The organism is Staphylococcus sp. FSL K6-0223, from assembly GCF_038008285.1.
The window spans coordinates 314,005-327,048 of sequence record NZ_JBBOYX010000003.1 but is presented as its reverse complement, the minus strand read 5'-3'; the positions used below and the strand labels follow the sequence as shown (position 1 = coordinate 327,048).

The 13,044-nt window shown below is 31.7% G+C and carries 13 protein-coding genes; 5 read left to right on the top strand and 8 right to left on the bottom strand.

Going from position 1 to position 13,044, the window contains the following annotated elements; translation table 11 throughout:
- The first annotated feature begins 268 nt into the window (after positions 1 to 268).
- Positions 269 to 619, top strand: a complete 351-nt coding sequence (locus MHI13_RS18900) for a SarA family transcriptional regulator (RefSeq protein ID WP_002432752.1) — start codon at positions 269 to 271, stop codon at positions 617 to 619.
- Between the two features lie 58 nt (positions 620 to 677).
- Here MHI13_RS18900 and MHI13_RS18895 read toward each other — a convergent pair whose 3' ends face one another.
- On the bottom strand, positions 678 to 1,877 hold the full coding sequence (locus tag MHI13_RS18895) for an MFS transporter (RefSeq protein WP_064210202.1): 1,200 nt from the start codon (positions 1,875 to 1,877) through the stop codon (positions 678 to 680).
- Entirely contained in the window at positions 1,877 to 2,317 is a 441-nt protein-coding gene (locus MHI13_RS18890; RefSeq protein WP_030056887.1) for a MarR family winged helix-turn-helix transcriptional regulator, read from the bottom strand. The genes MHI13_RS18895 and MHI13_RS18890 overlap by 1 nt, the downstream gene beginning before the upstream one ends.
- A gap of 167 nt (positions 2,318 to 2,484) precedes the next feature.
- Between MHI13_RS18890 and MHI13_RS18885 the strand changes: the two genes are divergently transcribed.
- Positions 2,485 to 3,246: a VOC family protein gene (locus MHI13_RS18885; RefSeq protein WP_002453796.1), complete on the top strand. Its 762-nt coding sequence runs from the start codon at positions 2,485 to 2,487 to the stop codon at positions 3,244 to 3,246.
- On the opposite strand, the gene MHI13_RS18880 is transcribed toward MHI13_RS18885, so the two are convergent.
- Entirely contained in the window at positions 3,243 to 3,494 is a 252-nt protein-coding gene (locus MHI13_RS18880; protein WP_002432919.1) for a hypothetical protein, read from the bottom strand. The genes MHI13_RS18885 and MHI13_RS18880 overlap by 4 nt on opposite strands.
- Before the next feature lie 151 nt (positions 3,495 to 3,645).
- Between MHI13_RS18880 and MHI13_RS18875 the strand changes: the two genes are divergently transcribed.
- Both MHI13_RS18875 and MHI13_RS18870 read left to right on the top strand, forming a co-directional pair.
- Positions 3,646 to 4,896, top strand: a complete 1,251-nt coding sequence (locus MHI13_RS18875) for a lipid II:glycine glycyltransferase FemX (protein WP_064210203.1) — start codon at positions 3,646 to 3,648, stop codon at positions 4,894 to 4,896.
- A gap of 90 nt (positions 4,897 to 4,986) precedes the next feature.
- Positions 4,987 to 8,166, top strand: coding sequence for an efflux RND transporter permease subunit (locus MHI13_RS18870; protein WP_064210204.1), 3,180 nt, complete (start codon positions 4,987 to 4,989; stop codon positions 8,164 to 8,166).
- Between the two features lie 54 nt (positions 8,167 to 8,220).
- Here MHI13_RS18870 and mspA read toward each other — a convergent pair whose 3' ends face one another.
- Both mspA and MHI13_RS18860 read right to left on the bottom strand, forming a co-directional pair.
- The gene (gene mspA, locus MHI13_RS18865) at positions 8,221 to 8,538 is read right to left on the bottom strand and encodes a membrane stabilizing protein MspA (protein WP_002432960.1); all 318 of its coding nucleotides are present in this window, start codon (positions 8,536 to 8,538) and stop codon (positions 8,221 to 8,223) included.
- Positions 8,539 to 8,732: 194 nt separating this feature from the next.
- Complete coding sequence (locus tag MHI13_RS18860; protein ID WP_002432795.1) at positions 8,733 to 8,897, bottom strand: SE1832 family protein; 165 nt, start codon at positions 8,895 to 8,897, stop codon at positions 8,733 to 8,735.
- Positions 8,898 to 9,046: 149 nt separating this feature from the next.
- On the opposite strand from MHI13_RS18860, the gene MHI13_RS18855 reads away from it, so the two are divergent.
- Positions 9,047 to 9,955 carry an AEC family transporter gene (locus tag MHI13_RS18855; protein ID WP_064210206.1) on the top strand — a complete coding sequence of 303 codons (909 nt, stop codon included), beginning with the start codon at positions 9,047 to 9,049 and terminating at the stop codon, positions 9,953 to 9,955.
- A 115-nt stretch (positions 9,956 to 10,070) separates the two neighbouring features.
- Here the strand turns inward: MHI13_RS18855 and MHI13_RS18850 are convergent, their stop codons facing one another.
- The 3 genes from MHI13_RS18850 to MHI13_RS18840 form a co-directional block, all read right to left on the bottom strand.
- Complete coding sequence (locus tag MHI13_RS18850; RefSeq protein WP_002469711.1) at positions 10,071 to 10,862, bottom strand: glucose 1-dehydrogenase; 792 nt, start codon at positions 10,860 to 10,862, stop codon at positions 10,071 to 10,073.
- 19 nt (positions 10,863 to 10,881) lie between these two features.
- Positions 10,882 to 11,745 (bottom strand): GRP family sugar transporter, encoded by an 864-nt coding sequence (locus MHI13_RS18845; RefSeq protein ID WP_047796573.1) that lies wholly within the window; start codon positions 11,743 to 11,745, stop codon positions 10,882 to 10,884.
- 246 nt (positions 11,746 to 11,991) lie between these two features.
- Positions 11,992 to 12,876, bottom strand: a complete 885-nt coding sequence (locus MHI13_RS18840) for a GNAT family N-acetyltransferase (RefSeq protein WP_064210232.1) — start codon at positions 12,874 to 12,876, stop codon at positions 11,992 to 11,994.
- Between the last annotated feature and the right edge of the window lie 168 nt (positions 12,877 to 13,044).

The window sequence follows — 13,044 nt, the reverse complement described above, 5'->3', positions numbered from 1 at the left end:
ACTATTGTGTGTTGTTTTAATTTTAAATGTTTATATTTTAAAGCGTTTAATTATGTAACATAGCTATAGCAAAATCTATTTAGATATTTTATATGCCTTTCAATATATAACTGATTGTTTAAAATGTTTAAATTATTAACAAGATTTAGACGCTATTTTAATATTTGTAATAGATTAAATGCAAACTTTGTTATATAATAAAGTTAAGCAATTGAATTTTATAATGCAAACATAACATCTAAGAATCAACATTAGGAGGCATTTTATTATGAGTAACAAAGTACAACGTTTTATCGCATCTGAAAGAGAATTAAGTCAACTTAAACATTGGTTAAAGACGACTTATCGCATTTCGATTGAAGAATTTGTGGTTTTATACAAAGTTTATGCAGATACTAAGATTAGTGGTAAAGAACTCCGTGATACATTACATTTTGAAATGTTATGGGATACAAGTAAAATTGATGTAATTATAAGAAAGATTTACAAAAAAGAGTTAATTTCTAAATTACGTTCTGAAACAGATGAAAGACAAGTATTCTATTTCTTTGATGCTAAACAAAAGAAATTATTAGATAAAATGACTGGTGAAATTGAAACAATTAGTATTGCTAATTAATAGATTAAGCGCCTATCCCAAAATATAAGGGATAGGCGCTTTTATAGTTTAAAACCTATTAAATGGATTGATGTTTAACATTACGACCATGAACTACAAAATAAATGAATAACGTTATTATGCCTAATATTGCCATAATGCCATATAATTGACTATAAGTAATCATATGTGTGAAAAGGCCTAGGAATGATGGTCCGAAGCCAATACCGATATCTAAACCAATAAAATAAGTTGATGTAGCTAAGCCATACTTCGTTGAAGGTGATACTTTAATTGCAATGGCTTGCATTGATGAAGATAAGTTACCATACCCGATACCTAATGCAATACCAGCAATGAGTAATACCCAGCCATCAAAACTAAACATTAACATTGCAAAACTTATGATTAAGAAAATAAATGCAGGATAAACAACTACATTTTCATTTTTATCATCCATTAATCGACCTGCAATTGGGCGTGTCACAAGTGAAGCTACTGCATAAAATATGAAGAAGTAACTTGCGGCAGTTACTAAGTTTCTTTCAACTGCAAATGCTTGTAAGTAAGTGAGAATCGCAGCGTATGTGACACCAATTAACATCATGACAATCGCAACAGGAATTGCTTCTTTTGCGATAAAATTCCCCAAACTAAATGCTTTTCGATTAGACGTATCATTTTTAGATGCAACAGTTTTAAAATCAATTTTTATAAAGAGTGATAGTAAACCACTCAATACTCCTAATATTACACAAATCATAAATAGAATTTGAATTGAAAATGAATTCATTAGCAACATGCCGAAGAAAGGACCAATCGCTGTACCCAAAACTAAGCTTAAAGAAAATAAACTAATTCCTTCACTTTTACGTGTAGGTGGTGTCACGTAAGCAGCAATGGTACCTGTTGCGGTAGTAGCGATTGCAGTAGCAATACCGTTAAGTAATCTTACTATCATCAAGAACCACACTGAACCCGGAATGAAGTAAAGTAATTGAGTAATGATTAAACAAATTAATCCGAAAATGAGTATCTTTTTTGGCCCAAAAGAGTTAACGTATTTTCCTGTGATAAATCGTCCAATAAGTGAGCCAACTATGAATAAACCTACGACCAGCCCAGCAAGTGAATCAGAAGCATGAAATTCTGTTTTACTATAACCAGCTATGACTACTATCAAAAGATACATACATAAATATACGAAAAAGTTAATTACAAAATTGAGATTAAAGCTTTTAGTAAATATGGGATCTTTAGTAGGTATCGCTTCGTTCATTATTTTTCCTCCTTAATAAGTGTCTCATGTATTTGAGACATAACTTTTGTAATTTCTGTTAGTTGTGCTTCTGTTAAGCCTACTTTCTTTATAATATCTTTTTGTATTACCGAAATTTCTTTATTTATAGTTTCAAACAAGGCTTGTCCTTCAGTGGTTAGTCTTAGTAATTTCTCTCTCTTATCACTACCTTGTTCTGTACTAATCCATTTGTTATCAAGGAGTACTTTAACTATTTTACGAGTAGTTGGTTTTTCGATAGAACGTCGATTAGAAATTTTTACTAATGTAGTTGGTTGAAAATTTGCTATGTCTCTTAAAACAAGCCATTGCCCAGTATGAATATCATGTTTATCTAAAATCGGTTGAGTTAATTTTGTGTATGGTCTGTATACACCTATAAAACTATTGAAGAAAGCATTGTTTAACATTAATAGCACCTCATTCATGATATTTAGTTAGCTTAGCTAACCTTTTTGAACGCAAGAAATATTATATGACTAATATATGAATATTGCAATACCTTTTTATTCTTTTAGATATTTAAAGTAAAATGGCACGCTTTTTGTTAAAATAAAAATTAATTATAGGTAGAGGGGGAAGGTTGATGGAGCTTAAGTTTGATCACATTATTCATTACATTGATCAACTCAATCAATTTGAATTTCCTGGGAAATTATTAAAGTTACATAATGGTGGGAAACATCATCAATTTGGTACGTATAACCAGTTATCTTATATTAATGGTAATTATATTGAATTGCTAGATGTTGAAGATAAAGAAAAACTTAAGAAAGTAGCTAAAACAGAAGAGGGACGTGTCTCATTTGCTACTAAAATAGCCCAAGATGACTTTAATCAAGGGTTCAAGACAATTTGTTTGCGAACTAAAAACATAGAAGAAGTTAAAGCAACTTTACAAAAGAAAAATATTGATGTCATAGGACCTGTTCGTATGGAAAGAGAAAATAAAAAAGGGGATAAAGTAGGATGGCAACTTTTATATATAGCAGATCCTAGCTATAATGTTAAACCTCCATTCTTCATTCAATGGGATGAGAGTGAAGCATATAAAGAAGAAAGTTTAAAAGACTTGTATCAGAAGCAATTTTCAATAGAAACGCTTGTTGTGAGTAGTGAAAAACGCAACTTAACAGTAGACAATTGGATTAAATGGTATGACATGAAAGTTGTAGATGAAACTGATACGTATACTGACCTCATTTTAGCGGATGATGATATCCTTTTTAGAATTGAGGATGGAAAAGACCCAGGCTATCACACTCTAGTAATTAAAGATTCTGAAGCCACATCACCATATTCTATAATAATTAGAGGTGCAAAATATCGCTTTGAACCTATAAATTAATATAGGTATTCATAAGTACTTTGAGCAATGATTGCAATGTGAATGAATGCAATGATTACTGAAATCATACTTAAAATGGTGTCAAAACGAGATGTTCTTATAAGTGAGAAGAAAATAGATAAAACAAATGATAATGCTACAAACATTACTCTCAAACTAAAATTTGATACAGTGAGCGGTTGAGCTAACGATGTTATAATAGCTAATAAGTTTAAAATGATAAATAAGAATAGAATGACTTTTCTCATTAAGAAAACCTCTTTATCTAATAATAATCATCATTATAACAAGCAACACTGTATAGACATAACTAAAAGGTTTATAACGTCCTTAATCGACAGTATCAAGGTTAGGATGTATAATTAAAATTACTGTAAAATAAAGGAGATATTATAAAGCATGGAAAAGATGAATATCACTAATCAAGAACATGACGCATTTGTAAAATCTCATCCAAATGGCGACTTACTGCAATTATCTAAATGGGCAGATACTAAGAAATTAACTGGATGGTACTCAAGACGAATTGCGGTTGGTGAAAATGGTGAAATTAAAGGTGTAGGACAATTACTATTCAAAAAAATACCTAAATTACCATTCACTTTATGCTATATATCAAGAGGTTTTGTAACTGATTATAATAATAAAGAAGCTTTAGAGACACTGTTGGAAATTGCTAAACAGGTAGCTAAAGAAGAGAAAGCTTATGCAATCAAAATTGATCCTGACGTTGAGGTTGATAAAGGCGCAGAGGCTTTAAAAAACCTTCGTGATTTAGGATTTAAACATAAAGGGTTCAAAGAAGGATTATCAAAGGATTATATTCAACCTAGAATGACAATGATTACGCCTATCGATAAATCTGACGATGAACTTATCCAAAGTTTTGAACGACGCAATCGTTCTAAAGTACGTTTAGCACTTAAACGAGGTACTAAAGTTGAACGTACTGGACGTGAGGGCTTAAAAACTTTCGCTAATTTGATGAAAATTACAGGTGAACGAGATGGGTTCTTAACGCGTGATATTAGTTACTTTGAAAATATTTATGATGCATTACATGAAGATGGAGATGCAGAACTTTTCTTAGTGAAATTAGAACCTAAGCCAGTTTTAGAACAAGTTAATAAAGACTTAGATAATCTTTCAGTAGAAAAAGAAAAGCTACAACAGAAAAAGCAAGACAAAAAAACATTAAATAAAATAAACGATGCTGAAAATAAAATTAAGAAAACGCATGAACTAAAAGTGAATTTAACAGAGCTTGAAAAAGAACATCCAAATGGCATCTATTTATCGGGTGCATTATTGATGTTCGCAGGTAATAAGTCATATTATCTATATGGTGCCTCTTCAAATGATTTCCGTGATTTCTTACCAAATCATCATATGCAATTCGAAATGATGAAGTATGCTCGAGAGCACGGTGCTACCACGTATGATTTTGGTGGAACTGATAATAATCCAGATAAAGATTCAGAACATTATGGATTATGGGCATTTAAGCGTGTTTGGGGCACATATTTAAGTGAAAAAATAGGTGAATTTGATTATGTCCTTAATCAACCGCTATATCAATTGATTGAACAAGTAAAACCTCGTTTAACTAAAGCTAAGATTAAATTATCACGTAAACTAAAAGGTAAATAATGCAACAAAAATCTGAACGCTTCTGTGACTCAACTAGATCGTTCAGATTTTTTTACTAATATAATTTTTAATATAGAAGGGAATACTAGAATGATTAAAAAGTTATTACAGTTCTCGCTAGGTAATAAATTCGCTATATTTTTAATGGTTGTTTTAGTCATCTTAGGCGGGATTTATTCGAGTGCAAAATTAAAACTCGAACTTTTACCAGATGTTGAGAATCCGATGATTTCTGTTCAAACTACTATGCCTGGTGCTACCCCTCAATCAACTGAAGATGAAATTAGTAGGAAAATAGATAATCAAGTACGTTCCTTGGCTTATGTAAAGAGTGTGAAGACAGAATCCATACAGAATGCATCAATTGTAACAGTTGAATATAATGATGGCACAGATATGGATAAAGCTGAAGAACAACTAAAAAAAGAAATTGATAAAATTAAATTTAAAGACGGAGTGGGAGATCCGGAATTAACTCGAAACTCTATGGATGCCTTTCCAATCGTTGCATATTCATTTACAAGTAATAAACATGACTTAAAAGATGTAACTAAAGAGCTTAATCAACAACTTATTCCTAAATTACAAACGATTAATGGTGTACAAAATGCTCAATTAAATGGTCAAACTAATCGTGAAGTAACACTTAAATTTAAGCAAGATGCTCTAGATGATAAAGGGTTAACTGCTGATGATGTCGAAAATTACATAAAAACTGCTACTCGTGAAACACCGTTAGGGTTATTCCAATTTGGTAAAACTGATAAATCGCTTGTCGTTGACGGTCAATTTAAATCAGTTAATGCTTTAAAAAATCTAAAGATTCCTTTATCCATAGCAGGACAAGGCAATCAAAGTAGTAATGATTCTAATAATAGTAGCGATTCTGATAATGACAGCTTAATGCCTAAAGAAAATACCAACTCTTCTCAATCAGGATCAAAAATGGCAAGTAGTAATGGGAAAATGCCATCAGTAAGCTTAAAAGACTTAGCTGACGTTTCTGTAGGAGATAATCGAACTTCAATATCTAAAACGAATGGTAAAGACGCAGTTAACTTACAAATTATGAAATCTCAAGATGCTAATACTGTTCAAGTTGCCAAAGAAGTTCAGAAAAAAGTAGATGAATTTGTTAAGAATAATAAGGGTATGACGTCAACGAAGACGATGGATACAGCTAAACCCATTGAAGATTCCCTTTATACCATGGTAGAAAAAGCAGCTTTAGGTACGATTGTCGCTATTATAGTAATTCTTCTATTCTTACGTAATATTAGAACAACAGCTATTTCAGTAGTATCAATCCCATTGTCCATTCTAATAGCTATGGTGGCTTTAAAGTTAAGTAATGTATCATTAAATATTCTGACATTAGGTGCATTAACTGTCGCAATAGGACGTGTGATTGATGACTCTATCGTCGTAGTTGAAAATATTTATCGTAGACTATCAGATTCCAATGAGACAATGAAAGGTGAAAATTTAATAATAAATGCGACAACTGAAGTATTTAAACCTATCATGTCCTCTACTTTAGTGACAATTGTCGTATTTTTACCACTTGTCTTTGTATCAGGTTCCGTCGGTGAAATGTTTAGACCATTTGCGCTGGCTATCACATTTAGTCTTTTAGCGTCACTCCTTGTTTCCATTACGGTTGTGCCGGCTTTAGGTTCTACACTTTTCAGAAAAGGTGTGAAAACGAAGCGTCAGCGTGAAGGTTTAGGTGTGATTAGCAAAGAATATAGACGAATACTAAAATGGTCACTCAATCATAAATGGATAGTCATTGTGATTAGTATAGTGATTCTGATTGGTAGTATTGGTTTAGGTGCGACAACATTAGGAACAAGCTATATTTCATCTGGGGATAATAAATTCTTAGCATTAACTTATACACCCAAACCTGGGGAAACTGAAAAGTCAGTTTTAAATCATGCGAAGGAAGTACAAAAATACTTAGATAGTAAAGATAAAGTTCAAACCGTACAATATTCTGTTGGAGGACCGACACCTCAAGATCCAACAGGTAGCACAAATAGTATGGCAATTATGGTTAAATATGATTCAAATACACCTCACTTTGATGAGGAACCAGATAAAGTGCTTAAACACATTGAGACGTTTAAGCAACCAGGAGATTGGAAAAATCAGGATTTAGGAACTGGTGCAGGTAATGATTCAATAGAAGTGACTGTAAAAGGTCCTTCACCAGAAGCAATTAAAGATACGGTTGAAAATATCGAGAAGAAAATGAAAAATATTGATGGTATCGTAAATGTTAAATCAGATTTATCACAAACATATGATCAATATGAAATTAAAGTAGATCAGAATAAGGCTGCAGATAATGGTATTTCGGCAAGTCAATTAGCTATGAATCTTAATGAGAACTTGCCTGAAAAGACAATTACTACAGTTAAAGATAAAGGCAAGAAAATTGATGTTAAAGTTAAACAGAATAAGCAAACTGATTGGTCTCCGAAGAAACTGAATAATATAGAATTGAAAAAACCAACAGGTGGAACAATTAAATTAAGTAAAATAGCTTCATTACAGAAAACTACGACACCAAGTAAGTTAACGCAAGAAGATGGAGACTATGCAACGACTGTGACAGGTAAAGTTTCTGATAAAGATGTCGGAGGTAAGTCTCGCGAAGTCATGTCTCAACTAAATGACATTCATAAACCGAACAACGTTAAAATGAATGTTGGTGGTGCGACAGATGATATTAATACGGCGATGTCTCAATTAGCTATAGCTATGTTAGCTGCTATTATTATTGTTTATTTAATACTTGTCATTACTTTTAAAGGTGGCCTAGCTCCATTTACAATACTCTTCTCATTACCATTTACCGTTGTAGGTGTTGTATTAGCTCTTGTTATAACTGGCGAAACAATTTCCGTACCAAGTTTAATTGGTATGTTGATGCTTATAGGTATTGTGGTAACTAATGCAATTGTCTTAATTGACCGAGTAATAAACAATGAGAAGAATGGTTTGGAAATGAAAGAAGCATTGATTGAAGCGGGTGGCACTCGTATCAGACCTATTTTAATGACTGCAATAGCAACAATTGGTGCATTAATTCCATTATTATTTGGTCAAGATAGTTCAATTCTTATTTCAAAAGGATTGGCAGCTACTGTAATAGGCGGTTTAGTTTCTTCAACAATATTGACACTCATCGTCGTTCCAGTTATTTACGAAATCTTGTTCACCCTAAAGAATAAACTTTCTAGAAAATTGAATAATAAATAGAAAAAATCGACTTAGGCATCCTCATATTATAGCCTAAGTCGATTTTCATATTTTTTAATATAAAAATAGCGTTAAAATTACATAAATTACTATCAAAATAATTGAAATGATATTTAAAATGTTAACACCTTTTTTATCGCCTTTAAGTTCTTTAAAGCCTGTAACCTCAATGTTACCAACTAGGAGTAATAACACGATAAATACCCACCAATTTTCTTTCGGAAATTGTAGCGTCGTAATCGCAACGACGAACAATAATAAAATACCCATAATAATTCTTAAAATTCTCGTGAAAATCGAGTGCATTTTAAAAATACTAATATATGCGACAATTAAGTATAAAATGGGCAACAAAATTAGATAAAATTGCATCTGGGACATCCTTTCTTTTACGAATTATATATTAGCACGTTCAAAAATTGATGACTAGGATGTTTGATAATTCATATGTAAGTTAATTTGAATATGCTCATTGTCAATAAATGATTAAAGAAAAGTCTTGTTCTCATTTATGTCTAACATTTAATTTGTAATAACTAAATTTTAAATTTCTGTCTACCATTAAATTACTCATTCATTTTAGCTCGAATGTCAGAAATTTGTTGTTCAATATCTTCTAGCTGTTTTAGTAGTGGATCAACATTTTGATTAAGCGATTCCTTTTTATCTAAATCATTTTGTAATCGTACATAATCATATTTTAGTTCTGTTAATTTAGATTCTAAATCCATAGAAACAAATCTCCTTTTATCATTGAAATTGTTTAGTAACTATATTTAAATTAGATTATATCACGAAACAAGACGCTTCTAAAAATTGTGAGAAATATGTTAAAGTTATCAACTGTAAAAATGAAAATCCATAGAAAGAAGGTATAGATGTGACTGAACAATTTGTCATGATTATATTACTTATTGCGCTCGGTTATTTTCTTAAGCGCATTAATTATTTAAAAGCAACTGATAGTCAAGTTCTTTCAACGCTTGTATTAAACGTCACATTACCTTCTCTTGTCATCGTTAACTTAAATAGTGCTGACCTAAATATGTCATTCTCAATCTTACCAATCATGATGATAGTCTATGGTATTGTTGCCAAAATCATTGTGATATGGTTCTTTAGGAAGTATAGTAACCAAATGCGTGGTTCTGTAGGAATGATGACAGGTTCAATGAATATCGGTCTGTTCGCGTATCCTTTAGTTAATGCTATTTGGCCAGAAAAAGGTATGGTATATTTTGGAATGGCTGATATTGGTGGGGCAATGATTATGTTCGGTTTGACATACTTTGTGGGAAGTTATTTCAGTGAAGGTGGAGACCAATTCAATTTTAAATTTTTAGGGAAGAAATTGATTCAGTCTGTACCATTAGTAACATATATCGTTATGTTTACACTAAATATGTCTAATATTCATATATGGAAGCCAGCTATAGACTTCTTCAGCATTCTTTCTAAAGCTAATATGCCATTATCTATGATATTACTAGGTGTTATGTTGAGCTTTAGCATTGATAGAGAATACTTACCTGTAACGATTAAGTATCTTTGCTTGCATTATGGTTTAGCTATTGTAGCAGGAACACTTGTACATTTCTTTTTACCGGTATCAGATCCAATGGTTAAGACGACGTTATTAATTACATGGCTCTTACCAGTAGGTGTAGCTATCATACCTTACTCCATTCAATTTAAGTATAAGACGTTGCCATTTGTAGGGATGGTCACTAACTTAACTATAATAATTAGTATTGTTATTCTATATGTTTATCAAGCACTTTTTGTTTAGTTGTTTGTTCATTCATTTTTAAAAAATAAAATCTAATAGTAATATATGAAAAAAGCATGCGAATGACTTATAAAAAGTCTTCGCATGCTTTTTTGAGTGTGAATTTAAAAAGGGGTTATCCTTTACCACCCATAAATGCTGGATAATTAGTCATACCACCGTCAACATAAATAGTTGTACCATGAATATAGCTTGCTAAATCAGAGGCTAAAAATAATGCGACGTTTGAAATATCTTGAGCTTCACCAATTTCACGTGCTGGGATCATTTCTAACGTTTCTTCACGTGTTTTAGGATCAGAAAATTTTTCTCGAGTATGTTCAGTGACAATGGCGCCTGGAGAAATATTATTGATACGAATACCATACTGAGCATATTCCATTGACATAGTTTCCATCATTAACTTTAATCCGCCTTTACTTGCAGCGTAATTGACATAGTTAGGCCAAGGAATTGTGTCATGAACGCTTGAGGTATTGATTATGACACCTTTTTTATTTTCTTTAAGAAATTGATTAATCGCCTCACGAGAACCTGTAAATGCACCTGTTAAGTTAATATCTATGACTTTTTGCCATTCAGCATTAGACATTTCATGTGTTGGGATTGGTTTTTCAAAACCAGCATTGTTAATCATAATATCTAATGTACCAAATTGATCAACTGCTGATTGAACAAGATTTTTAACATCTTCTTCTACAGCAACATCACCTTGAACTGCAATAGCTTGTCCGCCAGCATTTTGAATCGTATTTTTTAGTTCATCTATTTCATCTAAATGACGATCAGAGCGATAGTTTAATACTACTTTAGATTTAGCTTTCCCAAAGTTTTCGGCAAATGATTTACCAATACCACTACCAGCTCCAGTAATAACAACTACTTTGTTTTCTAATTCTTTAAACATTTTACGTCCCCCTAACGTTTTATTTCAAGTTACCTAGAATAATTGATGCGATGATTATCACAATGATACCTGACCATATACCAATCATTTGGCGACGATCTTTTTTCTCACCTAAAATAAAGATACCACCTAAAGTAGAAACGATAACAAGTAATTGTGATAATGAGAAGCTTGTGGCTACACCAACTTTAGGTTGTGAGTAGAACATAAATAAGTTACCAATACCCCATACTACACCAGGTATTAAATTCAATGCAGTAGATTTAATAGAAGTTTGATGATTCATAGAGAGAATAAATCCACCGATGGCCATACCGATTGATTGGAAGAATAGGGCATCAGTACCACTGACTCCGAAAATATCTCCAAGAACAACATAGCCTACGTAACCAATAGTTGAAATAAGCAAGATACCCATTGCTTTTTTGAATTCTGGATTATTGGATGTGCCTTCATTTTTAGCTTTAAGTGATGTTAGAGCAATACCAACCACTAGTAAAACCATTGCGATGAGGCCCATTACAACTTGAACCATGGTGCTCCATTCTCCTAAGAAAATGGCACTAAATAGAGTAGTACCAACAAGTTGCATTCCTGTAGAAATAGGCATCGTCTTTGAAACGCCTATTAAGTTAACAGATTTTAACTGATTACCTTGACCAAAGGCCCAAAGCGCACCAGAGATTAAACCTACAATAATAACTGTTAAATTATCAAAAGCAGCATTACCAGTTAATAGTAAACCGATACCGACAATTAGAGTACCTAAAGTCGTTCCACGGATTTGATTGTAGGGTCCACCACCTACAAACACATTTATAATTACAACACTACCCCAAAACAGGGCTGGTAATAGTGCGATGAGAAAGTCTAAAAATTGCACTTATTACTCACTCTCCTAAAAAACTTAATTAAGTGTACTCTTTAACACTTGAAATTATTCTAAATCAAAATATTTGATAAGTAAAAAACAAAAACTTACGAATGACAACTCAAAGTAAAAGTTTGAGAAATGTCTAATAAAAAACCGTAAACTAAGTTAAGTCTATAAACACTCTATGTATACAAGATATTTATAAACAGTCGTTTACGGTTAAAGTATAAAATTAATTATGAGAAAAAGTACTAATCAACTTGAGAAATCCTGGTGCAAATGTCTAGGTTCAAATTTATATTTCTTATATTCATAGTTAATTTGGAAGCCCAACTCGTTGAAACGTTCAACCAATTTGCTATTTTTATTACGTATTTTAAAGTAGACTTTGTGAATAGTATAATGCTCGAAAGCGTATTTCAAAGCATACTCAAGTAAGTCAAAAGCAATCCCTTTGAGTCGATAATCCATATGGGAACTAAAGTACTTAATTTCGGCATTGTTGCGTTCAGTATCGACTTGTAAGTATAAATACCCCTTCAATAGACCTTCACTTACAAATATAAATAATCGATTATGTTCATCTAGTGATTCTATAATTTCATCCGGAGTCATTGCGTTATGTTTAAAGGTCATCATATGTAATTTGCTAAATGCACGATAGAAACCTTTTTGATATTCGATGATATTTTGATTATTAAAATAATCTCCAAGGTCTTTTTGTGCTTCCAAATAATAATCAGTAAAATTATAACTTGCATGGATTGTCTTCATATAGGTTTTATATTCTTGTACACCTTCTTCAAATGAAAAGTTGAATATGGATTCATCCGGTTGTTGTTCTATCAATTTATCAAACAGTAATTTGAATTGATTATCAGTCAAAGTAAAGTCTTGTGCAATAAATGGTCCTATTATTTTGTACCGATGATTATCATATGAGAAAGCAAGTATCAACGCTTGAATTTGATTATTTTCAGTCATTGCAATCACGCCTGGATGAGTAATAGCTTCATTTAATAATGTGTCAAAATCCTCATATTCTTGAGGTAGTTTATATAAATAAGATGTTGATAGGTAACGAGATGAGTCTATAAATGCTTTTATTTCTTGTGGTTCACGCAATTGAACGATATTCATCATTCTACCTCCGCCTCTTATAGTCTTTCTTCAATTATATTATATTTATAAAGAAATGAAAGTTTATCGATAGATACACATGTTACAATATGACTAATACTATTCAATGAATGAATAAGTTTAATTTTGAAAAAAAATTTTGAGAGAGTTCTTCTTTACGATTCAAAA

What these genes read in the sequence shown, in the direction of transcription:
- MHI13_RS18895 (WP_064210202.1), bottom strand. Translation starts at nt 1,877, where the DNA reads ATGAACGAAGCGATACCTACTAAAGATCCCATATTTACTAAAAGCTTT.
- MHI13_RS18840 (WP_064210232.1), bottom strand. Translation starts at nt 12,876, where the DNA reads ATGAATATCGTTCAATTGCGTGAACCACAAGAAATAAAAGCATTTATA.
- MHI13_RS18860 (WP_002432795.1), bottom strand. Translation starts at nt 8,897, where the DNA reads ATGGATTTAGAATCTAAATTAACAGAACTAAAATATGATTATGTACGA.
- MHI13_RS18870 (WP_064210204.1), top strand. Translation starts at nt 4,987, where the DNA reads ATGATTAAAAAGTTATTACAGTTCTCGCTAGGTAATAAATTCGCTATA.
- MHI13_RS18880 (WP_002432919.1), bottom strand. Translation starts at nt 3,494, where the DNA reads ATGAGAAAAGTCATTCTATTCTTATTTATCATTTTAAACTTATTAGCT.
- MHI13_RS18875 (WP_064210203.1), top strand. Translation starts at nt 3,646, where the DNA reads ATGGAAAAGATGAATATCACTAATCAAGAACATGACGCATTTGTAAAA.
- mspA (WP_002432960.1), bottom strand. Translation starts at nt 8,538, where the DNA reads ATGCAATTTTATCTAATTTTGTTGCCCATTTTATACTTAATTGTCGCA.
- MHI13_RS18850 (WP_002469711.1), bottom strand. Translation starts at nt 10,862, where the DNA reads ATGTTTAAAGAATTAGAAAACAAAGTAGTTGTTATTACTGGAGCTGGT.
- MHI13_RS18885 (WP_002453796.1), top strand. Translation starts at nt 2,485, where the DNA reads ATGGAGCTTAAGTTTGATCACATTATTCATTACATTGATCAACTCAAT.
- MHI13_RS18900 (WP_002432752.1), top strand. Translation starts at nt 269, where the DNA reads ATGAGTAACAAAGTACAACGTTTTATCGCATCTGAAAGAGAATTAAGT.